The sequence below is a fragment of the Mesorhizobium album genome (assembly GCF_033977205.1).
Lineage (GTDB): Bacteria > Pseudomonadota > Alphaproteobacteria > Rhizobiales > Rhizobiaceae > Mesorhizobium > Mesorhizobium album.
The window spans coordinates 161,613-184,210 of record NZ_JAVIIW010000005.1 but is presented as its reverse complement, the minus strand read 5'-3'; the positions used below and the strand labels follow the sequence as shown (position 1 = coordinate 184,210).

Sequence of the window (22,598 nt, the reverse complement as noted above, 5' to 3'; positions counted from 1 at the left end):
CTCATATAAGCTCTCACGCAAAGGGCGAGAATGCCTTGCGAAATCGAACAGAGGCGGTGTGAGAACACCGGAATTGCAATGTGGAAGTCTGTCGTTGCCGCCATCGCTTTGCTGGCCATTGGCGGTTCGGCTTTTGCCGCCAGCGCGGTCAACAAGGACGCCCAGACGCGGACGTTGATCGTGACCGAAGGCGGCGGCAAAACCGAGCTGGCGCTGGCCGCCGGCGAGACGGTGGAGTTCTGCCCGAATGGCTGCTTCGTCACCCTTCCCAATGGTGACCTCGAAGCGCTGACCGGTTCCGAAACGGTCGAGATCTCGGGCGGCGTTGCTCGCATCAAGTAAAAAACCGAAACACGATCGACAAAGGCCGGGCGGATGTCCGGCCTTTTATCGTTTCTGGTAGCCGCCGCTAAACGACGACTCCGGAAATACTGTCTGCACAGCGCGCTGCAACCGGGCGTTTTAACGTTCGCTCCGCCATCTCCCGTTATATCCGTTGCCAGGACGCTGAAACACGGCGTGGGGTGAACAGGGCGGGGAAATGGACGCGCGGTCGGACAGGAACGCAATTCCGCTTGCGGTCGATCTCGATGGCACGCTGATTGCAACGGATCTTCTGTGGGAGGGCCTGTTCATCCTCCTCAAGAAGAATCCGCTTTTTTCCTCGCCTTCATGGCGCGGCCGGACAACATCGTCTTCCTCGCCGTCTTCGCCGTGCTGCTGGTTGCCTTTCGGCAGAAAGCGTGGGGGCGCTCGCCGGCTTCGCCGCTTCCTTGGTCGCCTATTTCGTCATCTCGCACTGGGCGCAGCACCCCGGCTGGTGGCCGCATCTGTGGTTCTCCAGTATCGAGCAGCACTACAACATGGACGGCTTCGAACCGCCGTTCTCGACGGCCGCCTACCTGAGGGCCTTCGCCGTTTCGGTGGTGCGCGCCGTCAACGTCGACGGCTGGGTCGGCGTCTCGGTGCTAGCGCTCGCCGGCTAGTATGGCCTCGACCGCGCCGGCTTCCGGCTCGATCGCCGCGCCGGTATCCTGCTTGCGGCACTCGTGCTCGGCGTGCTGGCGAAGTTCGCCGTCTTCCCGATCCACGACACCCGCATCTATTTCCCGAGCCTTCTGCCGTCCTTCCTGCTGCTGACCGCGCCGCTGATGGCGCTTTGGGCATCAGCCAGCCGGCGCGGTCGTGCGGCGCTGCAAGTGGTTCCCGGAGACAATTCATGAACCCGGTTTCGAGCCCTGTGCGCGTGCTTCTTTGGCTTGGCTTTCCGGCGGGCCGCACGATCTCCGACCTTCCGTCCGCAACGCAATGAGCCGCAATTGCCGGCCAAACGCGCTTGACAAGATGGCGCCGGCCCGTTCAACCTAAAGCCATTCACCAGGGGAGTCCCGGCAAGGGGCTGAGATACTGCTGGCTTTGCGGCGCAGTGACCCGTTGAACCTGATCCAGTTCATACTGGCGTAGGGACGGTGCAAGCGCTTTGCGGGCGTTCATGCCCGAAGACCTGTCTCAAGCAGGTAGATCGAAGCGTCTTTTCATCCTTCCGGCACAGAACTGGGTCTCCAATGCAACGAGCAAAGGAGCCTCAAATGAATGCCCTGACCCCGACCGTATCGACCGGACCGCTGCCGGCCTCGCGGAAGATCCACAAATCCGGCCTCCTCCATCCGCAGATCAGGGTGCCGATGCGCGAGATCGCGGTCCACCCGACTGCCGGTGAGCCGCCGGTGACGGTCTACGATCCGTCAGGCGCCTATACCGACCCCGCGATCGAAACGGACATCGACAAGGGTCTTGCCCGGCTTCGGCAGGACTGGATCGCGGCACGCGGCGATGTCGAATCCTATGACGGCCGCCATGTCAGGCCCGAGGACAACGGTTTTGCGACAGGAGAGCGACTGACGCGGGAATTTGCGATCCGCAACTGTCCGCTGAGAGCCAAGGCCGGCAAGGCGGTAACGCAGCTTGCCTATGCGCGCGCCGGGATCATCACGCCCGAGATGGAATTCGTGGCCATCCGCGAAAACCTCGGCCGCGAGATCGTGCGCGGCAGGCTGCAGCAGGACGGCGAGGCGTTCGGCGCATCGATCCCGGATTTCGTCACGCCGGAATTCGTACGCGACGAGGTGGCGCGCGGCCGCGCGATCATTCCCGCCAACATCAACCATCCCGAAAGCGAGCCGATGATCATCGGCCGCAACTTCCTGGTGAAGATCAACGCCAATATCGGCAATTCCGCCGTCACGTCCTCGATGGCCGAAGAGGTCGAAAAGATGGTCTGGGCGATCCGCTGGGGCGCCGACACGGTGATGGACCTGTCGACGGGCCGCAACATCCACAACATCCGCGAATGGATCGTGCGCAATTCGCCGGTGCCGATCGGCACGGTGCCGCTCTACCAGGCGCTGGAGAAGGTGGGCGGCGTTGCCGAGGACCTGAGCTGGGAGGTCTATCGCGACACGCTGATCGAGCAGGCCGAGCAGGGCGTCGACTACTTCACCATCCATGCCGGCGTGCGGCTGCATTACATTCCGCTGACCGTCGACCGGGTCACGGGCATCGTCTCTCGCGGCGGCTCGATCATGGCGAAATGGTGCCTGCACCATCACCGCGAAAGCTTCCTCTATGAGCATTTCGAGGAGATCTGCGATATCGCCAGAGCCTATGACGTCTCCTTCTCGCTCGGTGACGGCCTTCGTCCCGGCTCGATCGCCGATGCCAATGACCGGGCCCAATTCGCCGAACTGGAGACGCTTGGCGAACTGACGAAGATCGCCTGGGCAAAGGACTGCCAGGTGATGATCGAGGGCCCCGGCCATGTGCCCATGCACAAGATCAAACAGAATATGGACAAGCAGCTCGCCGTCTGCGGCGAAGCGCCTTTCTACACGCTGGGGCCGCTGACGACGGACATTGCGCCGGGCTATGACCACATCACATCCGGCATCGGCGCGGCCATGATCGGCTGGTTCGGCACGGCCATGCTCTGCTACGTGACGCCGAAGGAACATCTCGGCCTGCCGGATCGCAACGACGTCAAGACCGGGGTGATCACCTACAAGATTGCTGCACACGCAGCGGATCTCGCCAAGGGACACCCGGCGGCGAAGACCCGCGACGACGCGCTTTCGCGGGCACGGTTCGAGTTCCGCTGGGAAGACCAGTTCAACCTGTCGCTCGATCCCGAAACCGCGCGCTCGATGCACGACGAGACCTTGCCCAAGGAAGCGCACAAGCTGGCGCATTTCTGCTCGATGTGCGGGCCGAAATTCTGCTCCATGCGCATCTCCCACGACATTCGCGCGGAAGCGCAGAAGGAGGGGATGGCGGCGATGGCGGAGAAATATCGCGCGGGCGGCGATCTCTATATGCCGGTCGAAACGCCCGGGGCGGAAGAACAGGCTTTTGCGCAGGACGATCAGGAAACGCACTGAGCCATGCGCCGTGTCCTCGTCAAAGGCGCCGGTGTAGCAGGCCTCACCGTCGCCCATGAATTGGCCGAGCGGGGTGCGTCGGTCACCGTTGCTGAAATTCGGAGCCAGACAGGCGGCAATGCCTCCTGGCTCGCCGGAGGCATGCTCGCCCCCTGGTGCGAACGCGAAAGCGCCGAGGAGGCGGTTGTCACGCTCGGCAGAACTTCGGCCGACTGGTGGGAAAGGACACTGCCTGGGCTCGTGACAAGAGCCGGCACTCTCGTCGTCGCCCATGCGCGTGACGCCTTCGAGCTTGCCCGCTTTGCGGCTCGTACCCGCAATCATGAGTCCGTCGACGAAAAGGCGGTTGCCGCCCTTGAACCCGATCTTGCCGGTCGCTTCCGCCAGGGCCTGTTCTTTGCCGGCGAAGCTCATCTCGATCCCCGTCGGGCTCTCGAAGCCCTCGTCGATAAACTGCGCGCGATGGGCGTCGTCTTCCTTTTCGAGGTGGGCGAGGTGGTCCTTTCCGGCTTTGATCAGGTGATCGACTGCACGGGCATCGCGCGGGCCGACGACGATTTACGCGGCGTGCGCGGCGAAATGCTGATCCTCCGCACGCGTGAGGTCTCGCTCGCCCGGCCGGTGCGTCTGCTCCATCCGCGTCATCCGATCTATGTAGTGCCGCGGGCCGATCATCACTTCATGGTCGGCGCGACCATGATCGAGAGCGATCATGACGGGCCGATCACAGCCCGTTCGCTGATGGAGCTCCTCAACGCGGCCTACGCACTCCATCCGGCGTTCGGCGAGGCCGAAATCGTCGAGACGGGAGTGGGCGTGCGTCCTGCCTATCCCGACAATCTGCCGCGGGTGAAGCGCCGGAAGGACGGCGCGATCACGATCAACGGTCTTTACCGGCACGGTTTCCTGCTTTCACCGGCCATGGCCGAGCAGGCTGCCAGCCTTCTCTTCAATTCATCTGCCGACCTGGGGTCTGAAAATGAAGCTGATCGTCAATGGCGAAGCGCTTGAGGTCGAGGCGACGACGCTCGCCGCCCTTTTGAAGGAACTTGACTATGAGGGCGGCTGGCTCGCCACCGCACTGAACGGTGATGTCGTGCCCGCGGCCGAACGGGCGGAATTCCGGGTAAGCGAGGGCGACCGGATCGAAATCCTGTCGCCCATGCAGGGGGGCTAGCCGATGTTCGATCTTCTCGGAACAAAGTTGGCCTCGCGCCTGCTGCTGGGCACCGCCCAATATCCTTCTCCGGCGATCCTTGCCGAGGCGGTCAAGGCGTCGGGCACCTCGGTGGTGACCGTCTCGCTGCGCCGGGAAATGGCCGGCGGCAGGGCCGGCGAACAATTCTGGTCGCTGATCCGCTCGCTCGGCGTGAGGGTGCTGCCCAACACGGCCGGCTGCCATTCGGTCAAGGAAGCCGTGACGACCGCGAAGATGGCGCGCGAGGTCTTCGACACGTCCTGGATCAAGCTCGAAGTGATCGGCAACCACGACACGCTGCAGCCCGACGTGTTCGGTCTGGTCGAGGCCGCACGCATCCTTTGTGAGGACGGCTTCAGCGTATTCCCCTACACCACCGACGACGTTGTCGTCGCCGAGCGGCTCCTGGAGGCAGGCTGCAAGGTCCTGATGCCGTGGTGCGCGCCAATCGGCTCGGCGCTCGGGCCGGTCAATATCAACGCGCTGCGCTCGATGCGCGGGCATTTCCCCGATGTTCCGTTGATCGTCGATGCGGGCCTCGGACGGCCGTCGCACGCGGCAACCGTGATGGAGCTCGGCTTTGACGCCGTGCTCCTCAACACGGCGGTCGCCAAGGCCGCCGATCCGGTGGGCATGGCGCGCGCTTTCAGCAAGGCGGTCGATGCCGGCCGCGAAGCCTATGGTTCGGGACTGCTCGAGCCGCGCGACGTTGCCGTGCCATCGACGCCTATAATCGGCAGGGCGGATTTTTCATGAAGCTCGATCCCTTCTACCTGATCGTCGACAGCGCCGCCTGGATCGAGCGGCTGGTGCCGCTCGGCGTCAGGCTGGTGCAGCTCCGCATCAAGGACATGGACGAGGGGAGGCTGCGCGCAGAAATCCGCGAGGCAAAGGCCTTGTGCGCCCGACACAATTGCCAGCTCATCGTCAACGATCATTGGCGGCTGGCGATCGAGGAGCGCTGCGACTTCGTCCATCTCGGCCAAGAGGATATGCAGACTGCCAACCTCCCGGAGATACGAGCGGCCGGCATCAGGCTCGGGCTGAGCACCCACGATCATGACGAACTGGAGACGGCCATGGCAGCCAGGCCCGACTATGTCGCGCTGGGTCCCGTCTATCCGACCATCCTGAAGAAGATGAAATGGGCGCCGCAGGGGCTCGATAGGGTTCGCGCCTGGAAGGACGCCGTCGCACCCGTTCCGCTGGTCGCCATCGGCGGCCTCAATCCCGAGCGGCTTGACGGCGTTTTCGAGGCCGGCGCCGACAGCGCCGCGGTGGTGACTGACATAACGCTGAACCCGGATCCCGAGGCGCGCACCAGGGAATGGATTAAAAAGACGGGGCAATGGCGCTGAACCGAGACCCGCATGTACTCGTTGTCGGTGGATCGGATTCCAGTGGGGGCGCCGGGATTGCGCGCGACATCGAGACGATCTCTTCAATCGGCCTGCGCAGTTGCGTTGCCGTCACCGCGGTAACGGTGCAGACGCATCAATCCGTTACGGCAGTCCACCATATTCAGCCCAGCCTGGTCGCCGATCAGATGCGGGCTGCGCTGCGGGCCAATAGGGTGTCGGCGATAAAGATCGGCATGCTTTCAACGGGACGCGTCATCGCGGCGGTTGCCACCGTGCTGCACGAAAATCCGCGGATACCGGCAGTCCTCGATCCGGTGCTGGCTTCCTCGTCGGGCAGGCAATTGCTGGAACCGGGTGCGATCGGAGTCCTGAAGCGCGACCTCATGCCGCTTTGCCGTCTTGTCACGCCGAATCTGGTCGAGCTGGCGGTGCTGACCGGCTCGGATTTGGCTTTGGACGACGATGATGCGCTGCGGCAGGGAAGGCGATTGCTTGCGGACGGGCCGCAGGCGCTGCTCATCAAGGGTGGCCACGCGGAAGGACCTAGGTCCACCGATATGCTGTTGAGCCGCGACCGGGAACCCGTCCGCTTCGACATGCCCAGGCTTGCCGGATCGATGCGCGGGACCGGCTGCATGCTGGCGAGCGCGATCGCCGCGCATCTGGCCGGTTCAAAGCCGCTCGAGGACAGCGTGTGCGAAGGCAAGCGGTTTGTCTTCGAGAAGCTCCTGCGGTGTATCGAGCGCGAACCCGGCTCAGGGGCATAAGCAATTCCTCGCCTGTGACGGCCCGGTTGAAGCGTGTTCGGCCATCGGGGTCGCTCGCCCTTTTTCTAATGTCGCAAACAGGCTTCAATCACCCCACTGCTCGGCCCTATAGTCCGCCGGCTTTACCACTTTGGAGTCGCGGGCAATGGCAGAGTTTCCGAAAAAGGCGAAGGTCGTCATCGTCGGTCTTGGCGGTATCGTCGGCGCGTCGGTCGCCCATCACCTGATTGAGCGTGGCTGGGACGACATCGTCGGCATCGACAAGTCGGGTATCCCGACCGATATCGGCTCGACGGCGCATGCCTCGGACTTCTGCTACACCACCAGCCACGACTTCCTCTCCTGCTGGACGACGCTCTATTCCATCGATTTCTACGAGAAGATGGGGCACTACGCCCGCATCGGCGGCCTGGAAGTCGCGCGCGTCGGCGACGACGGCCGCATGGAAGAGATCAAGCGCAAGATCGCTTCCGCCAAGGCATTCGGCACCCGCGCCCGGCTGATCGAGCCGGCCGAGATCAAGAAGAAGTTCCCGCTGATCGAAGAACATCTGGTGCAGGGCGGCCTGTGGGACCCTGACGCCGGCCTTGTCATCCCGCGCTCGCAGACGGTCGCCGGCAAGCTGGTCGACCAAGGTGTAGCCTCCGGTAAGCTCCAGGCTTTCGCCAACACCTCGGCCAAGGAGCTGATCGTCGAGGGCGGCCGCATCAAGGGCGTGGTGACTGAGCGCGGCACGATCGAAGCCGACTACGTCGTGGTCTGCACCGGCATTTGGGGGCGGCTCACCGCGGAACTGGTCGGCGAGGACCTGCCGGTCATGCCGATCGACCATCCGCTCACCTTCTTCGGCCCGTACAACGAGTTCGCCGGCACCGGCAAGGAGATCGGCTGGCCGCTGCTGCGCGACCAGGGCAACTCGGCCTATATGCGCGACACCGGCGATCCCAAGACCGCCGAAGGCGGGCAGATCGAATGGGGATATTACGAAGAGACCAATCCGCGTCTTTGCCACCCGCGCGACCTGTTGGAAAAGGACCAGGCACGGCTGTCGCCCTCGCAACGCGACCTCGACATGGAGCAGATCATGGCGCCGCTGGAGCGCGCCATGGAACTGACGCCGATCCTCGGCGAGCTCGGCTACAATGAAGGCCATTCCTTCAACGGCCTGCTGCAGGTGACCACCGACGGCGGCCCGTCCATGGGCGAAAGCCAGAAGGTGAGGGGGCTGTGGTACGCCGTCGCCATCTGGGTCAAGGACGGCCCGGGCATGGGCAAGCTGATCGCCGACTGGATGACCGACGGCCGCACCGCGATCGACCATCACGCCATCGACTATGCGCGCTTCTATCCGCACCAGATGCAGGAGCAGTTCATCTGGGATCGCTGCACCGAGACCGCGATGAAGGTCTACAATCCTGCGGTGCATCCGCGCGAGCCCTTCTCCAAGGGCCGCAACGTCCGCCGCTCGCCTTTCTGGGAGCGTGAGAAGGAACTCGGCGGCTATTTCATGGAACTTGGCGGCTGGGAGCGCGCCCACGGCTATGCCGCCAACGAGCACCTCCTGGAAAAATACGGCAACCGCGTGCCGGTGCGCGAGAACGAGTGGGACAACCGCCATTTCTGGCGCGTCTCCAATGCCGAGCATCTGGCGATGAGCGAGGACTGCGGCATCGTCAATCTCTCGCACTTCTCGATGTACGATGTTGAGGGACCGGACCATGTCGCGCTGCTGGAATGGCTGTGCGCGGCCAAGATCGGCGGCGACAACAATATCGGCAAAGGCATCTACACCCACTTCCTCGACGAGGAAGGCATGGTGCGCGCCGACTTCACCGTGATCCGCATGGCCGACCGCTGCCGGGTCATCGACGGCGCCGACGCCGGCCCGCGCGATTTCCGCTACATGCAGCGCACTGCGCAGGACAAGGGCTTCGATGTCACCGTCACCGACGTGACCGAGAAGTACGTCACGATCGGCATCTGGGGGCCGAATGCCCGCACCACCTTGCAGAAGGTGGTCGAGGACCCGCAGGGGCTTTCGCCGGAGAATTTCCCGTTCGCCGCGATCAAGCCGATCCGCATCGCCGGCAAGGATGTGACCGCCTTCCGCATCTCCTATGTCGGCGAGCAGGGCTGGGAACTGCACATGCGCTACGAGGACGGGCTTGCCATCTGGGACGCGCTGCGCTCGACCGGCGTCATGCCGTTCGGCGTCGAGACCTATGCCAACACGCGTCGCATGGAAAAGAGCCTGCGGCTGCAGAATGCAGACCTCTTGACCGAGTACAATCTGCTGGAGGCCGACCTTGCCCGCCCGAAGGTCAAGGAGAACGACTTCTGCGGCAAGGCCAAGCACCTGGAATATCGCGCCCGCGAGCATCAGCCGGCGATGCTGTGCACGCTCGTGATGACCGAGAATACCGATTCCAACGGCGTCGCGCGCTATCCGGTCGGCACCATGCCGGTGCAGGATCCGGCGACCGGCGAGACGCTGGTCGACGAGCTCGGCCGCCGCTCCTTCACCACATCAGTCGCTTACGGCCCGACGATCGGCAAGAACATCGCGCTCGCCTATCTGCCCTGGGCCTATGCCCAAGAGGGCCGCAAGCTGCAGGTGGAGTATTTCGGCGAGACGTATCCGGTCGAGGTGGCCGGCGTCGGCTACAAGCCGCTCTACGACCCGGAGAACCTGAAGCCACGCAGCTGAGGCGTGCGTTCGTCTGGAGTGGCAAAGGCCCGGTCGACACCGGGCCTTTTTACTTTGTTCATGCGCGATTATCGCTTACCGTTTCGGCATGTCCGCTCCCGGCCGTACAGGGCATTGGCTTTCCGGCGCCGCCGCGCTGGCGCTGCTGCTTGGCCTGACGGCGCGATCGACTGCGGTCGAGCCGGTCGATGTCGAGCTGGTGCTGGCGGTCGACGTCTCGCTCTCAATGTCGCCGATGGAACTCGAGATCCAGCGCCATGGCTACGCGGCGGCGCTGACGGATGACAATGTGCTGAAGGCCATTGCCGACGGCGCCTATGGCAAGATCGCGGTCGCCTATGTCGAGTGGGCCGGCACCAGATGGCAGCATGTGGTCGTGCCCTGGACGGTGATCGCCAATCGTGCCGATGCCGAACGGTTCGTGGCCCAGCTCAATGCCAGTCCGCCGGACAGCGCGCGGCGAACCTCGATCTCCGGCGCGCTTGTCTTCGGAAGCGACCTCTTCGCCGAAAGCGGTTTTCAGGGAACCAAGCGCGTCATCGATGTCTCGGGCGACGGACCCAACAACCAGGGCGCGCCGGTCGACATCACGCGCGACGAAGTGGTGCGGCAAGGCATCACCATCAACGGTCTGCCGCTGATGACGCGCGGCGGTTTCACCGGCGCCTTCGACGTCGCCAATCTCGACCGCTACTACAGCGACTGCGTTATCGGCGGGCCGGGCGCCTTCATGATCCCGGTCAACGACTGGACGCAATTCCCCGAAGCGATCCGCCGCAAGCTGGTGCTCGAGCTCGCCGGTCCGGCCTCGCAGCAATGGGCGGCGGAAGAGGCGGCCCATCCGCCGGTCCTGTTCGCCGACGACGGGCCGGCCGCCGATTGCCAGGCCGGCGAGAAGTTGTGGCGCGACCGCGGCTGGATGCTGGACAGCCGCTAAAGCAATTCCAGGAAAAGTGCGCAGCGGTTTTCCGTCCGGAATTGCGGCAGGCAAGGAAAGCAATTCCAGGAAAAGTGCGCAGCGGTTTTTCGTCCGGAATTGCGGCAGGCAAGGAAAGCAATTCCAGGAAAAGTACGCAGCGGTTTTCCGTCCGGAATTGCGACAGGCAAAGAAAGCAATTCCAAGAAAAGTGCGCAGCGGTTTTCCGTCTGGAGCGTTATAGCAGGGCCGAGTTTGGCGGCTGGACGATCAGGCGCGAGCTTGCTTCCGCGCGCGGCACGATGGCAAAGTGCTCCTGGGGCTGGCGGCATCGCTCGACGTGACTGAACGAGGAAGAATCACAATGAAACGCCTGCTCATTCCGACCGTACTTGCGTCCCTGCTTTGCGCCGGCAGCGCCAGCGCCCAATTCTACGGCGAGGCCGCCTGCGTGCTGTTCGAGGATGGAAATTTCCGCGGACGCTCGCTGGAAATGGGCCCCGACGACAGCGTCAATTTCCGCGGCGGCTCGTTCTGGAACGACCGTGTCTCCTCCGTGCTCGTACGCCGGGGCTGCACCCTCGTTGCCTATGAGGATTCAGGCATGCGCGGCCGCTCGATCGAGCTCAACCGCAGGGTCCGCGATTTCGGAGGCTCCGGCTGGAACGACCGCATCTCGTCGGCCGAGTGCTATTGCGACCAGTATTGAGCGCTGACATCGTTCGCGCGATCGGCCCCAACCAAGACGTTTCGGAGGCCTATCGCTGCGCCGGCTTGGACCTTGGTCCATGACCGATCCTGCTTCATTGACAAGGCTTTTGCGCTCTGTGAGACATTTCCTCTCACCACATAACAGGGGAACCACGATGAACAGGACCAGCATTTTCGCGGCGGCACTGGCGGCTGCCGTCGGAATGGCCGCGCCGGCCACGGCCGCCACGTCGCTCACCATCGGCATCAGCGGCTGGACCGGCTTCGCGCCGCTGACGCTCGCCAAGCAGGCCGGTATTTTCGAGAAACATGGCTTGAACGTCACGCTGAAGAAGGTTCCGCAGGCGAGCCGCCCGCTGGCGATTGCCAGCGGTGACCTGCAATGCGCGGCGACCACGGTCGAGACCTGGATGGTGTGGAACGCCAGCGGCGTCACCACCAAGCAGATCTTTCAGCTCGACAAGTCCTACGGCGCCGACGGCATCGTCGTGCGCAACGACATCAAGACGGTCGCTGACCTCAAGGGCAAGAATGTCGCATCGTCAGCGCCGGGCACCTCGCCCTATTTCCTGCTCGCCTGGGTGCTCAATAAGAACGGCATGTCGACCAAGGACGTGACGGTCGTCAATCTGGAGCCTGATGCGGCAGCGCAGGCTTTCCTCGCGGGCCAGAACGACGCCGCCGTCACCTACGAGCCCTTCATTTCGGCGGTGCGCGACAAGACCGACCAAGGCCATATCCTGGCGACCACGCTCGACTATCCGATGGTGCTGGACACCGTCGGCTGCACGCCGGACTTCCTCAAGGCCAATCCCGATGCCGCCAAGGCGCTGGCCGACAGCTATTTCGACGCACTCGACATGATCAAGAAGGAGCCGCAGAAATCCTACGAGATCATGGGCGCCGACGTGAAGCAGTCGGCCAAGGAATTCGAGGACTCCGCCAAGTACCTGAAATGGGCCGACCGGGAAGAGAACAAGCAGTTCTTCACCAAGGAATTCCAGGACTTTTCCAAGACCGCGGCGGAGCTTTTGCTGCAGATGGGGCTCATCAAGGAAGCCCCTGATGTGACGACGCTTGCCGACACCAGCGCAGTGGCCAACTGATCGCGCACCCCTCGACCGACGGCGGCGGCCAGCCGCCGTTCCTTCTCTTAAAGCGCGTCGCGATCTTTCAGATTTGCGCCCTGCGCTTTGGTTTTGATTTTACGCATGCCTTATCCCGAAACCGGTTCCCACTTTCGGGAGACATGCTTTAAGGACAGGTGCTTGATGCTGCGCCCCTTGCATCCCGTGCCGCCGGGCGCCCGAACCGTGCTCGGCATCGCCTTCTTTGTGCTCTTTGTGGCGTTCTGGGCCTGGATTACGCTTGGCGGCCATGTGAACCGGATCTTTCTTGCCGATCCTCTGTCGATGCTCCGCGATGGCTGGCGGCTTCTGGTCGAGGACCGCTTCTGGCTCGACATCCTGATCACGATCTGGCGCGTTTTCGGCGGCTTTGTGCTGGCCTCGGTCATCGCCGTGCCGCTCGGCATCGCCATGGGTGCCTGGAAGCCAGTCGAAGCATTCCTGGAGCCGTTCGTGTCCTTCGCCCGCTACCTGCCGGCATCGGCCTTCATCCCGCTGCTCATCCTGTGGGCCGGCATCGGTGAATTGGAAAAGCTGCTGGTGATCCTCGTCGGCTCGGTCTTCCAGATCATCCTGATCATCGCGGTCAAGGTCGGCAGTACGAGGCGCGACCTGGTCGAGGCGGCCTACACGCTGGGCGCGACCGACAACGGCATCGTCAAGCGGGTGATCATGCCGGCCAACGCGCCGGAGATCGCCGAGACGCTGCGACTGGTGCTCGGCTGGGCCTGGACCTATGTCATCGTGGCCGAACTGATCGGCTCGTCGTCCGGCATCGGCTACATGATCATCAACAGCCAGTCGCGGCTGGCGACCGGGCAGATCATCTTCGGCATCATCGTCATCGGGCTGATCGGGCTGTTGTCCGATTTCGCCTTCAAGGCGCTCAACCGCTGGCTCTATCCGTGGAGCCTGGCGTGAGCAAGCTTCTCATCGAAGGCGTCTCGCGGACCTTCGCCGGGGTGCGCGGCGGCAATCCGGTGCAGGCGCTGCAGCCCGTCGACCTTGCCGTCGCGGCCAATGATTTTATCACCATCCTCGGCCCATCCGGCTGCGGAAAATCGACCTTGCTCAGGATCGTCGCCGGGCTGGAGGCACCGAGCACCGGCCGTGTCGTGCTCGACGGCAAGGCTGTCACCCGACCGGGGCCGGATCGCGGCATGGTCTTCCAGTCCTATACGCTGTTTCCGTGGCTCACCGTCGCGGAAAACATTGCGTTCGGGCTGCGCGAGCGCGGCATGCCAGAGCGCGAGCGCAACGTCATCGTCGCTTCCTATGTCGACCTTGTCGGGCTGAAGGGTTTCGAGAACCATTGGCCAAAGCAGCTTTCGGGCGGCATGCAGCAGCGCACGGCGATCGCGCGTGCGCTCGCCAACGACCCCGCGATCCTGTTGCTCGACGAGCCGTTCGGCGCGCTGGACAACCAGACGCGCGGGTTGATGCAGGAGTTGCTGCTGGGCATCTGGGAGCGGCGCAAGAAGACGGTGCTGTTCGTCACCCACGATATCGAGGAAGCGATCTTTATGGCCTCGCGCGTGATCGTGATGACGGCCAGGCCCGGCCGCATCAAGTCGGACGTGCGGGTCGACCTGCCGCATCCGCGCCACTACACGCTGAAGACCAGCCCGGAATTCTCGTCCCTGAAGGCGCAGTTGACCGAAGATATCCGCATCGAGGCCATGCGGACGGCTCAGACGCAGTCCGCCCAAGCAGTCGCTACCTGACTGCTCAGGCGGCCAACAATTGCTTGCGGTCGACCCGTTCCTGCTGCGGCGAGCGGGCGTATAGCTCGCGGTAGCATTTGGAGAAGTGCGAGGCCGAGACGAATCCGCAGGCCACCGCCACCTCGACCACCGGCATCGACGACTGTATGAGCAGGTGTCTGGCGCGGTCGAGCCGGATCTCCAGGTAGTAGCGAGCAGGGGAGCGGCCCATCTCGGTGCGGAACAGGCGCTCGATCTGCCGGCGCGATAGATCGACATGGTCGGCGATCTCGATCAGCGACAGCGGCTCGGAGAGGTTCGCCTCCATGAGCTCGATGATGGTCAGCACCTTGGAGTTCTGGACGCCGAGGCGCGCGCGCAGCGGCAGGCGCTGGCGATCGGTCGGGCTGCGCACGCGGTCGGTCAGCACCTGCTCGCAGACGCGGTTGACGAGGCTTTCGTCGAAGTCGTCGCCGATCAGCTTCAGCATCATGTCGAGTGCGGCGGTTCCGCCGGCGCAGGTATAGATGTTCTGGTCGACCTCGAAGAGATCGGCGAAGACGTTCGCCTTCGGGAAGGCCTCCGAAAAGCCCGGCAGGTTTTCCCAGTGAATGGCGCAGCGCTTGTTCGAAAGCAGCCCGGCGGCGGCCAGGATATGCGCGCCGGTGCACAGGCCGCCGACGGCAACGCCGCGATTATATTCCTCGCGCAGCCACGCGAAGGCCGACTTGTTGTGGTAGCGCTCGACATTGATGCCGCTGCAGACGATCGCCATGTTCGGCCTGTCCGGCCCGGCCATCTTCCTGCGCTCTTCCTCGAGCGAGGTGTTGACGGCGCATTCGACACCATTCGAGGCGCGCACCGGCTTGCCGTCGATGCTTGCCAGACGCCAAGTATAGGCATCGTAGCCGAGCATGCGGTTGGCCGAGCGCAGCGGGTCGAGCGCCGTCGCGAAGGCGATCATGGTGAAGTCGGGAACGAGGAAGAATACGAACGATCTCTTGATCGGGTGCTTTACGGCATTCACGGTAAACCTCACGCGGCCATGACGCGAACAGAATGTCGCTAATAGCATAGCGACATCAGGAAAAACCATTCCTGTCAATCGGGTAGACGGCTAAGTGAAGATTATATTTGCGACACGGGTCGCAAATGGGCAATCGCCGATGGCGCGCGCCTTGAGACCACCACCTCAGGTACCCAAGAACCGAGCCATCAAAAATGAAACGCCGCCTCGGAGGAGCCGGGCGGCGTCAAATTCCATCCAATACGACGGCATCAACTGCCGTCGGCAAAGGCCGTCTCAGGCAACGAAGCCAAGGCGGGCAGCGGCCATGGCGCCGGCCTGGCCGGGCATGGTCTTGGCAAGACGCTGACGCTCGAGAGCGGTCGTCAGGTTCATTTCGCGGCGGGGGAAAAGGCGGGCAAACAGCTTCATTGTCATCTCCATCAAGTTGCTCAGACGGGTCGCCTTCGCTTAATGGAGTGGGGCAGCTCGTTTTTGCTGGCTGTGATATAGGCCCGCTTCAGCAAGAACTAAATCGCAAAAGCGAACCGCTTGATATGAAAAGCGACATCAATTGCGACATTTTTGGGCAAACTGCTTAGAATTCGCCATTATTTACAATGGTTTAATTCGAAAATCAAACCGCTATGCGGGTGGTTCATATGCGTCATGCAGCGGCCGCATGGCTGGAAAACCCGTTTGAGTGCAAACAAAAAGGCCTGCCGGGCTGATGCGGCAGGCCTTCAGCATTTTACGCACACTTTGTTACTTCGCTCCGGCCCAGGTTCCGACGCCGAGGCGCACTCCGGTCTTGGCATCGGCGGCTTCCGGCCAGCCGATATCCTTCTGCAGCTCGATCGGCAGCGCATGGATGGCACGTTCGGTCTGGTAGCGGGCGCGAGCCGCGCTGAATTCGGTCGCTAGCCGACCGATGGATGACAGGATGGACATTCTCTTTCTCCTCGAATCGGGCAGGGGGCCGCCCGCCAATGCGTTTACGTCAGGTCTGTTTCAGCTTCATTTCAGGTCGATCGCAGGTCCATGTCATGGTCATCTGGTGGCTGCCTTTGGCAGCGTCCTGCATCGATCGAGTTGACTATGCGCTCGAAGTGATGTTCAATCAAACGAAATGGGATGATCGTTTGCATCAGAAAAATTGAAGGCAAGCTCCGATGAATGCCCCGCTCAACCATCCTTTGCCGCTGCTCGATCTCGATGTGCTGCGCACTTTCGTGGCGATCGCCGAGACCGGCAGCTTCACCACTGCCGCCACTGCGGTGTTCCGCACGCCCTCGGCCGTCTCCATGCAGATCAAGAAGCTGGAGGACATTCTCGGCCGCTCCGTCTTCGCGCGCGATGCGCGTTCGGTGACGCTGACCACCGACGGCGAGATGCTGCTCGGCTATGCCCGGCGGCTGTTGTCGATCAATCGCGAGGTGGTGTCGAAGTTCATCATTCCCGACATTGTCGGCGTGGTGCGGCTCGGCTCCCCGGACGACTATGGCGAGCGCGTGCTGCCGCATGTCCTGAAGCGCTTCGCGCAGTCGCACCCGTCGATCGCTGTCGACGTCACCATCGACCAGAGCATCAATCTGCGCCGCCGCATGGACGACCGTGCGCTGGACATCACGCTGCTCACCAATTCCTACAAGACCAGCGCGCTCGGCGCCGAGGTGCTTTTGACCGAGCCGATCGTCTGGGCCGGCGCCAAGGGCGGCTGTGCGCATCTGCGCGAACCGCTACCGGTATCGCTGTGGGAGGAGGGGTGCGCCTGGCGGGCTGGCGCCCTGGAAGCGCTCGGCCGCGAGGGCCGCAACTACCGCGTTGCCTATATGAGCGCTCACACGGCCGGCCAGCGCGCCGCGATCATGGCGGATCTTGCGGTGGCGCCGCTGCCCAAATCCTTCCTCGGCGACGAGATGGTTGAACTCGGCCAGAAGGACGGCATGCCCGATATCGGCACCTACAATCTCGCCATGGTGGTGGCGCCCGATGCCAGCGCGCCGGTCAAGGCTGTCGCCGATCACATCCGCGCGACGTTCGAGCTGTTCCGCGAAACCGGCAAGTTCTGAGCTATTCGGCCGCCGCAGGCCGCGGGGCGTAGGTAGCTTCGGTCCGGCGCGGTGCGCGGGCCGGGCGCAGTGCCGGTTCGCCTGTAAGGAAGTCGACGATGCTGTCGCGCGCGCGGCGCGCTTCCGGCATCTCGATCAGCGGCCAGACGTGGAACATGCCTTCTTCGTAGACGACCTCGACCTCGACGCCGGCGGCGCGCGCCCTTTCGGCGAAGATCAGATTGTCGGGGCTGAGCAGGTCGCGCGAGCCGGTGAGCAGCAGCGTCTTCGGCAGCACCGAGAGATCGCCGTAGAGCGGGCTGATGCGCCAGTCCGCGCGATCGATGCCGGCGCTGTAGAGCCGGATCGCCTCAAGCCCGCCGGGAATGCCGAGCCAGGGATCGTTGCGCTCCGCCTCGAATACTTCCGGATTGGACAGCGACATATCGAGGCCGGGCGAGATCAGCACGTGGTGCGACGGTGCGGGAAGGCCTTCCTCGGCGGCCATCATGGTGAGCACCACGGCCATGTTGCCGCCGGCGGAATCGCCCATGAAGATGATGTCCTCGGCATCGGTCTCCTCGAGCATGTGCCGGTAGACATCGCCGACCATGCCGAACATGTCATGGAAATTGTGCTCCGGCGCGATCGGATAGATCGGCACGGTGACGGCGAAACCCAGCCGCTCCGCCATCTCGGCGATCAGCACCCAGTGATAGGACGTCATCTGAAAGACGAAGGCGCCGCCATGCAAATACAAGATGCGCCGGCTCTCGCCGGTTTTCGGCGCGATCTCGTAGACAGGAAAGCCATCGACGCTTGTCTCGGCGATATCGAGTCGCGCCTTCAGCAAGGCCGGCGGGTGATAGTCTTCCGTCTTGCGGGCGTAGGCAATCCAGCGCTGCAGATTTTCGGGACTGGAAAAGGCCTTCTTGCGGCTGTGCCTAAGAATGAACGAAACGACGTGGCTTTTCAAACTGGGCATGCGGGGTACACGGACTTCGGCGGAGCCGACTAAGAGAATTCCCTCTGCTATTCGAAGATTGTACCTCAGTTAAAAATGTCAAGGCTCGCCGAGGGCACATCGGCGTGATGCGACGGCGGTCGCGTCACCGCCGCCCTGGCAGCAGCGCGGCGCGAAGCTTGTTGTCGCCGGTCGCCGAGGCCACCTGCCGGCCCCGGCGCCTGCCGAGCAGTTTGCATTTGTCGGCGAAGGTCATCAGCGCGGCGTGCCCAGAAGCAGCTTGTGAAGAACTGCCTGCGGGTCGCTCGGCGGCGAGGCCGGCCACCCGATGTCCTTCCGGACATGCGGCGGCAGGTCGTTGAGCGCGCGGATCGCCTTGTTCCTGGCATGGGCCTGCCTGATGGTCACACCGAAGCGGCCGAGATTCTCGAACATCGACATTTTCGTCTCCCTGAAGAGCGGGGCCGAGGACCATCCCCAGCCGCCGCTCGATGGGCCGTTAAATGTCTCGCGCATGTATCGGATGGATTTCGCGAAAACAGGGTTTCGGTTTCCGGATCGGCGGATCTCGAAACATTTGCATGCAAAGGAAATCGAACGTGTCGGTTTTTACGTTTCGACGGAGGGGAACTTCATTGCCAAGCGATCTTCGGTGAATGAGGTCGCCGCACCGAGGGAACTATATTCGTCCCGTGCGTTGTGGATGGCAAGATCTGTTCGTGGGAAGGGGAATTCACAACTCCCCGGATCTGATCTAGTCTTGCCGCTCAAAGAAATCGCAAGGTGGCAACCATGGAAGCGATCTTTGACGACATAACAGCAGTTCTTCGGCAACCCCGTACAGACGTTTGGGGCAAGGTCCGCGCCATTGTCCTCGATCTGGCCGGCAAGCTCTTCACCGGCCTCGCGATCGGCGTAGGCTTCGCAATCGTCCGCGCCATCGCCGGTTGAAACTGCTTACACAGCTGTCGCGACAGGTTCGGTGCCGATCGCGCTTAAGGATGGCTGGCAGGGCTGGATTCTGCGCGAGCTGCCCGCTTGGTCGCTGCCGTGACGGCGGATCATCCTAAAGCGCATCGCGATCTTTCAGATTCGCTCTATGCGCTTAGGCTTTTGATTTACGCATGTCCTTGTCTCGAAACCGGTTCCCAATTTCGGGAGACATGCTTTAGCCGCGGCCGCGCCGAGCCGCACGCTCCTCGCGCGAGCGCCGGCGCGGGGTGGCATCGCCGGCGGCGCCGTCGTCGCTTATCGTCTTGCGCGGCGGCAGCTTCACTGCGGCGGCCAGCTTCGGGAACGGGTCGATCTTGTTCGGCAGCGCCATGGCGTAGACGAAGTGCTCCTGGAATTTTGGCTCTAGCGCCGTCTCGATCTTCTCGATCCGGCTCACCGTCTCTTCGATCTCGCGGCGGTAGCCGCGATTGAGGAGCGCCATGCGCGCGCCGGCACCGGCGGCGTTGCCGACAGCCTTGACCTTGGCGAGGTCGCAGTCGGGGATCAGCCCCAGCACCATGGCGTATTTCGGATCGATGAAGGAGCCGAACGCGCCGGCGAAATGGATGCTGTCGACATGGTCGGTGTGCTGTTTTTCCATGAGCAGCTTGGTGCCGGCATAAAGGGCTGCCTTGGCAAGCTGGATGGCGCGCACATCGTTCTGGGTGATGGTGATCTTCGGCTCGCCGTCCTTCAGCACATAGGAGAAGGTGCGGCCGTTGGCGACGACGCGCGGCGAGCGCTCGCTGAGCGAGCCGTCGACGACGCCGTCTTCCGAGATGATCCCCGTCAGATACATCTCGGCCACCACTTCGATGATTCCGGACCCGCAAATGCCGGTCACACCGGTCGCCTGAACGCTTTCGGCGAAACCCGGCTGATCGGACCAGAGCTCGGAGCCGATGACGCGGTAACGAGGCTCAAGCGTTTCGGGGTCGATACGCACGCGCTCGATGGCACCGGGCGCCGCGCGCTGGCCGCCAGAGATTTCCGCGCCCTCGAAGGCCGGGCCCGTTGGGGAGGAGGCGGCCACGACGCGGGTGCTGTTGCCGAGCACGATCTCGGCATTGGTGCCGACATCGACGATCAGCATCATCTCGTCCTGGCGATGCGGGCCTTCGGAGAGGGTGACGGCGGCGGCGTCAGCGCCGACATGGCCGGCAATGCAGGGCAGCATATAGAGGCGCGCGCCCTGGTTCAGCTTGAGGCCGAGATCGGAGGCCTTGATGCGCACGGCGCCAGAGACGGCCAGCGCAAACGGCGCGCCGCCGAGCTCGGTCGGATCGATGCCGAGGAACAGATGGTGCATGATCGGATTGCCGACGAACACTGCGTCGAGGATGTCGTTACGCTGGACGTTGCCTTCCGCGCAGACCTTGTCGACGAGGCTTGAAACCGCCTCGCGCACGGCGACCGTCATGCCTTCGCGGCCGTCCGGATTCATCATCACGTAGGAGACGCGGCTCATCAGATCCTCGCCGAAGCGGATCTGCGGATTGGAGGTGCCTGAGGAGGCGGCGACGCGGCCAGAGAGCAGCGACACCAGATGCATAGCAATCGTCGTCGAGCCGATGTCGCAGGCAAGCCCGTAGGCCTCGTTCTTCAGGCCCGGCCACAGCGCGATGACGCGCGCGATGTCGCTGTCGGCATCCTTGTGGATGGCGGCGGTGGCTGTCCAGTTGCCCTTGCGCAGGATGCCCTGCACCTGCGGCATGAGGTAGAAGTCGAATTCGAGGTTCTTGAAGCCCCAGTCCCTCATCAGCGCGAGCTTCAGGCGGTCGAGATCGCCGAGCGGCTTGTGCATGTCGGGTTCTTCGATCTCGACATAGCACATGCGGATCGCCGTATCGCGGGCGATCACCCTGGTGTCGGCGTCCTTGCGGATGGTCTGGGCGTTGATGACCGTGTCCTGCGGCACGTCGACTACGAGGTCGCCGAGGATCTGCGCCGAACAGGAGAGGCGGCGGCGTTCGGGCAGGCCGCGCACGCGCTCGTAGCGCTCTTCCTTGGAGCCCTTGGGCGAGATGTGGTCGTTGGACGAGACGATCTTGTGCTTGGCGAAATTGCCTTCCTGCACCTCGATCTGGCAGCGCCCGCAAGTGGCCCGGCCGCCGCACACGCTCTCGACATAGACGCCGAGCTGGCGCGCGGCATCAAGCACCGGCGTACCAACAGGGAACCGCCCGCGCTTGCCGGACGGCATGAACAGCACGAGCGGATCGGTGATGTTGGGTGGCGGATTCATGCTGGCACGAGTCTCAATGGCAATTGCCGATGCCGTTTAACGGATCGTTTTACTATTGGGCAGAGAGTCTGATGGTCCAGGGGCCAACCATGTCGGATCTTTTGCTGTCCGCCGTCTTCACCGCGTTCACGATGGTGCGCGTGCTCAAGGGTCCATGGCTGCGCAATCCGCAATACCTGGCCACCGGAATTCTCGGCGCGATCGTCGGAGCACTCGTGCTGCATGGGTTCTGGCCCGCTTACGATGATGATTTCATCTTCGGCGGCGTGACCGGCATCTTCGGATCGTGGGGGGGAATAGCGTTGTTCGACGCCATACTGGGCAACGCCTGACCGCAAAGCAGACCTGTCCGACCGCATCAACGATGCGATCGGTTCAACGAGGTTCGCGGTGCGGGCCACGATTGCGCGCTTACACCCTGGCCATACGGGCCTCACGGCCGCCACGGCGGCGGCCGCCGGCTGCGGCGCCGCCTTCGCCGGGGGCGGTCACCGCGACCGGAGCGGCAACAGCATGGCCGCCCTCGGCCGGCTTGTAGTCCTTGTAGGTCCGGATCCAGGTCGAGCAGTTCTCGTCGGTGCCGTTCAGCACATTGGCGCCGCGCACGGCCTCCATCTCCTGCGGGCGGACCGGGTTCATGATCGCCGAGGTCATGCCGGCGCCAATCACCATCGGGATGAAGGCGGCGTTGATGCCGTGACGGTGCGGCAGGCCGAAGGAGATGTTGGAGAGGCCGCAGGTGGTGTTGACCTTGAGTTCCTCACGCAGGCGGCGCAGCAGCGCGAAGACCTGGCGGCCGGCGTCGCCCAGCGCGCCGATCGGCATCACCAGCGGGTCGACGACAACGTCATGCGAAGGAATGCCGTGGTCGGCGGCGCGTTCGACGATCTTCTTGGCGACGGCGAAGCGGACATCCGGGTCCATCGAGATGCCGGTCTCGTCGTTGGAGATGGCGACGACCGGAACGTTGTATTTCTTGACCAGCGGCAGGATGGCCTCGAGCTTCTCTTCCTCGCCGGTGACGGAGTTGACCAGCGGGCGGCCCTTGGCGACCTTCAGCGCCGCCTCGATCGCGGCGGTCACCGAAGAGTCGATCGACAGCGGCAGGTCGACCAGGTTCTGCACGATCTCCAGCGTCTGCACCAGCAGCGCCGGCTCGGTCGCGTTGGGATCGACAGCGGTGACGCCGGCATTGACGTCGAGCATCGTGGCGCCGCAGGCGGCCTGTTCGAGCGCGTCCTTGACGACGGTCTCGAAATTGCCGGCCACCATCTCGGCGGCCAGCTTCTTGCGGCCGGTCGGGTTGATGCGCTCGCCAATCACGCAGAAGGGCTGGTCGAAGCCGATGACGATTTCTCGGGTTGCCGATGCGACGATGGTGCGGGTCATGCGATCTCTCCGTCGGGATATAAAGA

23 protein-coding genes, 1 pseudogene and 1 riboswitch are annotated in these 22,598 nt (G+C 63.4%); of the genes and pseudogenes, 17 read left to right on the top strand and 7 right to left on the bottom strand.

From position 1 onward, the window contains the following. Positions 1–78 precede the first annotated feature (78 nt). From RFN28_RS06565 to RFN28_RS06495, 14 genes and pseudogenes are all read left to right on the top strand, one after another. Positions 79–342, top strand: coding sequence for a hypothetical protein (locus tag RFN28_RS06565; protein WP_320286555.1), 264 nt, complete (start codon positions 79–81; stop codon positions 340–342). A gap of 318 nt (positions 343–660) precedes the next feature. Next, positions 661–1,223: pseudogene (locus RFN28_RS34830) on the top strand (hypothetical protein); the annotation flags it as partial. A gap of 146 nt (positions 1,224–1,369) precedes the next feature. Then, positions 1,370–1,485: riboswitch (TPP riboswitch) on the top strand. Positions 1,486–1,589: 104 nt separating this feature from the next. Further along, the gene (gene thiC / locus RFN28_RS06550; protein ID WP_320286554.1) at positions 1,590–3,434 is read left to right on the top strand and encodes a phosphomethylpyrimidine synthase ThiC; all 1,845 of its coding nucleotides are present in this window, start codon (positions 1,590–1,592) and stop codon (positions 3,432–3,434) included. Positions 3,435–3,437: 3 nt separating this feature from the next. After that, positions 3,438–4,445 (top strand): glycine oxidase ThiO, encoded by a 1,008-nt coding sequence (gene thiO / locus RFN28_RS06545; protein WP_320286553.1) that lies wholly within the window; start codon positions 3,438–3,440, stop codon positions 4,443–4,445. Further along, on the top strand, positions 4,414–4,611 hold the full coding sequence (gene thiS / locus RFN28_RS06540; protein ID WP_320286552.1) for a sulfur carrier protein ThiS: 198 nt from the start codon (positions 4,414–4,416) through the stop codon (positions 4,609–4,611). The genes thiO and thiS overlap by 32 nt, the downstream gene beginning before the upstream one ends. A gap of 3 nt (positions 4,612–4,614) precedes the next feature. Further along, the gene (locus RFN28_RS06535) at positions 4,615–5,388 is read left to right on the top strand and encodes a thiazole synthase (protein WP_320286551.1); all 774 of its coding nucleotides are present in this window, start codon (positions 4,615–4,617) and stop codon (positions 5,386–5,388) included. Further along, on the top strand, positions 5,385–5,990 hold the full coding sequence (locus RFN28_RS06530; protein ID WP_320286550.1) for a thiamine phosphate synthase: 606 nt from the start codon (positions 5,385–5,387) through the stop codon (positions 5,988–5,990). Before RFN28_RS06535 ends, RFN28_RS06530 begins: the two co-directional genes overlap by 4 nt. Next, positions 5,981–6,760, top strand: coding sequence for a hydroxymethylpyrimidine/phosphomethylpyrimidine kinase (locus tag RFN28_RS06525; protein ID WP_320286549.1), 780 nt, complete (start codon positions 5,981–5,983; stop codon positions 6,758–6,760). Before RFN28_RS06530 ends, RFN28_RS06525 begins: the two co-directional genes overlap by 10 nt. Before the next feature lie 145 nt (positions 6,761–6,905). Beyond that, positions 6,906–9,467 carry a GcvT family protein gene (locus RFN28_RS06520; protein WP_320286548.1) on the top strand — a complete coding sequence of 854 codons (2,562 nt, stop codon included), beginning with the start codon at positions 6,906–6,908 and terminating at the stop codon, positions 9,465–9,467. A gap of 88 nt (positions 9,468–9,555) precedes the next feature. Next, entirely contained in the window at positions 9,556–10,404 is an 849-nt protein-coding gene (locus RFN28_RS06515) for a DUF1194 domain-containing protein (RefSeq protein ID WP_320286547.1), read from the top strand. 343 nt (positions 10,405–10,747) lie between these two features. After that, on the top strand, positions 10,748–11,092 hold the full coding sequence (locus RFN28_RS06510) for a peptidase inhibitor family I36 protein (protein ID WP_320286546.1): 345 nt from the start codon (positions 10,748–10,750) through the stop codon (positions 11,090–11,092). A 157-nt stretch (positions 11,093–11,249) separates the two neighbouring features. Beyond that, entirely contained in the window at positions 11,250–12,200 is a 951-nt protein-coding gene (locus RFN28_RS06505; protein WP_320286545.1) for an ABC transporter substrate-binding protein, read from the top strand. 165 nt (positions 12,201–12,365) lie between these two features. Beyond that, on the top strand, positions 12,366–13,142 hold the full coding sequence (locus RFN28_RS06500; RefSeq protein WP_320286544.1) for an ABC transporter permease: 777 nt from the start codon (positions 12,366–12,368) through the stop codon (positions 13,140–13,142). Then, positions 13,139–13,945, top strand: coding sequence for an ABC transporter ATP-binding protein (locus tag RFN28_RS06495; RefSeq protein WP_320286543.1), 807 nt, complete (start codon positions 13,139–13,141; stop codon positions 13,943–13,945). The genes RFN28_RS06500 and RFN28_RS06495 overlap by 4 nt, the downstream gene beginning before the upstream one ends. Positions 13,946–13,949: 4 nt before the next feature. Here the strand turns inward: RFN28_RS06495 and RFN28_RS06490 are convergent, their stop codons facing one another. The 3 genes from RFN28_RS06490 to RFN28_RS06480 all read right to left on the bottom strand — a co-directional run bounded on the left by RFN28_RS06490 (position 13,950) and on the right by RFN28_RS06480 (position 15,881). Continuing rightward, positions 13,950–14,888: a GlxA family transcriptional regulator gene (locus RFN28_RS06490; protein ID WP_430677404.1), complete on the bottom strand. Its 939-nt coding sequence runs from the start codon at positions 14,886–14,888 to the stop codon at positions 13,950–13,952. Positions 14,889–15,227: 339 nt separating this feature from the next. After that, positions 15,228–15,362: a hypothetical protein gene (locus RFN28_RS06485; protein WP_096874880.1), complete on the bottom strand. Its 135-nt coding sequence runs from the start codon at positions 15,360–15,362 to the stop codon at positions 15,228–15,230. A 333-nt stretch (positions 15,363–15,695) separates the two neighbouring features. Next, positions 15,696–15,881, bottom strand: a complete 186-nt coding sequence (locus RFN28_RS06480; protein ID WP_040969852.1) for a hypothetical protein — start codon at positions 15,879–15,881, stop codon at positions 15,696–15,698. Between the two features lie 221 nt (positions 15,882–16,102). Between RFN28_RS06480 and RFN28_RS06475 the strand changes: the two genes are divergently transcribed. Further along, entirely contained in the window at positions 16,103–17,002 is a 900-nt protein-coding gene (locus tag RFN28_RS06475) for a LysR substrate-binding domain-containing protein (RefSeq protein WP_320286542.1), read from the top strand. A gap of 1 nt (position 17,003) precedes the next feature. Here RFN28_RS06475 and RFN28_RS06470 read toward each other — a convergent pair whose 3' ends face one another. Both RFN28_RS06470 and RFN28_RS06465 read right to left on the bottom strand, forming a co-directional pair. Continuing rightward, on the bottom strand, positions 17,004–17,966 hold the full coding sequence (locus RFN28_RS06470; RefSeq protein ID WP_320286541.1) for an alpha/beta hydrolase: 963 nt from the start codon (positions 17,964–17,966) through the stop codon (positions 17,004–17,006). A 234-nt stretch (positions 17,967–18,200) separates the two neighbouring features. Next, positions 18,201–18,386, bottom strand: coding sequence for a hypothetical protein (locus RFN28_RS06465; RefSeq protein WP_320286540.1), 186 nt, complete (start codon positions 18,384–18,386; stop codon positions 18,201–18,203). A gap of 351 nt (positions 18,387–18,737) precedes the next feature. Here RFN28_RS06465 and RFN28_RS06460 point away from each other — a divergent pair, with 351 nt between their 5' ends. Further along, positions 18,738–18,896 (top strand): hypothetical protein, encoded by a 159-nt coding sequence (locus tag RFN28_RS06460; RefSeq protein WP_320286539.1) that lies wholly within the window; start codon positions 18,738–18,740, stop codon positions 18,894–18,896. A 217-nt stretch (positions 18,897–19,113) separates the two neighbouring features. Here RFN28_RS06460 and RFN28_RS06455 read toward each other — a convergent pair whose 3' ends face one another. After that, positions 19,114–21,183: an ASKHA domain-containing protein gene (locus RFN28_RS06455; RefSeq protein WP_320286538.1), complete on the bottom strand. Its 2,070-nt coding sequence runs from the start codon at positions 21,181–21,183 to the stop codon at positions 19,114–19,116. A gap of 89 nt (positions 21,184–21,272) precedes the next feature. On the opposite strand from RFN28_RS06455, the gene RFN28_RS06450 reads away from it, so the two are divergent. Continuing rightward, a complete protein-coding gene (locus tag RFN28_RS06450; protein ID WP_320286537.1) occupies positions 21,273–21,515 on the top strand; it encodes a hypothetical protein in 243 nt (80 codons plus the stop codon). A gap of 79 nt (positions 21,516–21,594) precedes the next feature. Here RFN28_RS06450 and RFN28_RS06445 read toward each other — a convergent pair whose 3' ends face one another. Then, positions 21,595–22,572, bottom strand: coding sequence for a methyltetrahydrofolate cobalamin methyltransferase (locus tag RFN28_RS06445; protein WP_320286536.1), 978 nt, complete (start codon positions 22,570–22,572; stop codon positions 21,595–21,597). Positions 22,573–22,598: the final 26 nt, after the last annotated feature.

Bases quoted from the DNA above. Each gene is read 5' to 3' on its own strand.
- RFN28_RS06530 (WP_320286550.1), top strand. From the start codon at position 5,385: ATGAAGCTCGATCCCTTCTACCTGATCGTCGACAGCGCCGCCTGGATC.
- thiO (WP_320286553.1), top strand. From the start codon at position 3,438: ATGCGCCGTGTCCTCGTCAAAGGCGCCGGTGTAGCAGGCCTCACCGTC.
- RFN28_RS06450 (WP_320286537.1), top strand. From the start codon at position 21,273: ATGTCGGATCTTTTGCTGTCCGCCGTCTTCACCGCGTTCACGATGGTG.
- thiS (WP_320286552.1), top strand. From the start codon at position 4,414: ATGAAGCTGATCGTCAATGGCGAAGCGCTTGAGGTCGAGGCGACGACG.
- thiC (WP_320286554.1), top strand. From the start codon at position 1,590: ATGAATGCCCTGACCCCGACCGTATCGACCGGACCGCTGCCGGCCTCG.
- RFN28_RS06500 (WP_320286544.1), top strand. From the start codon at position 12,366: ATGCTGCGCCCCTTGCATCCCGTGCCGCCGGGCGCCCGAACCGTGCTC.
- RFN28_RS06565 (WP_320286555.1), top strand. From the start codon at position 79: ATGTGGAAGTCTGTCGTTGCCGCCATCGCTTTGCTGGCCATTGGCGGT.
- RFN28_RS06445 (WP_320286536.1), bottom strand. From the start codon at position 22,572: ATGACCCGCACCATCGTCGCATCGGCAACCCGAGAAATCGTCATCGGC.
- RFN28_RS06520 (WP_320286548.1), top strand. From the start codon at position 6,906: ATGGCAGAGTTTCCGAAAAAGGCGAAGGTCGTCATCGTCGGTCTTGGC.
- RFN28_RS06490 (WP_430677404.1), bottom strand. From the start codon at position 14,888: ATGATCGCCTTCGCGACGGCGCTCGACCCGCTGCGCTCGGCCAACCGC.
- RFN28_RS06455 (WP_320286538.1), bottom strand. From the start codon at position 21,183: ATGAATCCGCCACCCAACATCACCGATCCGCTCGTGCTGTTCATGCCG.
- RFN28_RS06475 (WP_320286542.1), top strand. From the start codon at position 16,103: ATGAATGCCCCGCTCAACCATCCTTTGCCGCTGCTCGATCTCGATGTG.
- RFN28_RS06485 (WP_096874880.1), bottom strand. From the start codon at position 15,362: ATGAAGCTGTTTGCCCGCCTTTTCCCCCGCCGCGAAATGAACCTGACG.
- RFN28_RS06470 (WP_320286541.1), bottom strand. From the start codon at position 17,966: ATGCCCAGTTTGAAAAGCCACGTCGTTTCGTTCATTCTTAGGCACAGC.
- RFN28_RS06525 (WP_320286549.1), top strand. From the start codon at position 5,981: ATGGCGCTGAACCGAGACCCGCATGTACTCGTTGTCGGTGGATCGGAT.
- RFN28_RS06480 (WP_040969852.1), bottom strand. From the start codon at position 15,881: ATGTCCATCCTGTCATCCATCGGTCGGCTAGCGACCGAATTCAGCGCG.
- RFN28_RS06465 (WP_320286540.1), bottom strand. From the start codon at position 18,386: ATGTCGATGTTCGAGAATCTCGGCCGCTTCGGTGTGACCATCAGGCAG.
- RFN28_RS06515 (WP_320286547.1), top strand. From the start codon at position 9,556: ATGTCCGCTCCCGGCCGTACAGGGCATTGGCTTTCCGGCGCCGCCGCG.
- RFN28_RS06510 (WP_320286546.1), top strand. From the start codon at position 10,748: ATGAAACGCCTGCTCATTCCGACCGTACTTGCGTCCCTGCTTTGCGCC.
- RFN28_RS06460 (WP_320286539.1), top strand. From the start codon at position 18,738: ATGGAAGCGATCTTTGACGACATAACAGCAGTTCTTCGGCAACCCCGT.
- RFN28_RS06505 (WP_320286545.1), top strand. From the start codon at position 11,250: ATGAACAGGACCAGCATTTTCGCGGCGGCACTGGCGGCTGCCGTCGGA.
- RFN28_RS06535 (WP_320286551.1), top strand. From the start codon at position 4,615: ATGTTCGATCTTCTCGGAACAAAGTTGGCCTCGCGCCTGCTGCTGGGC.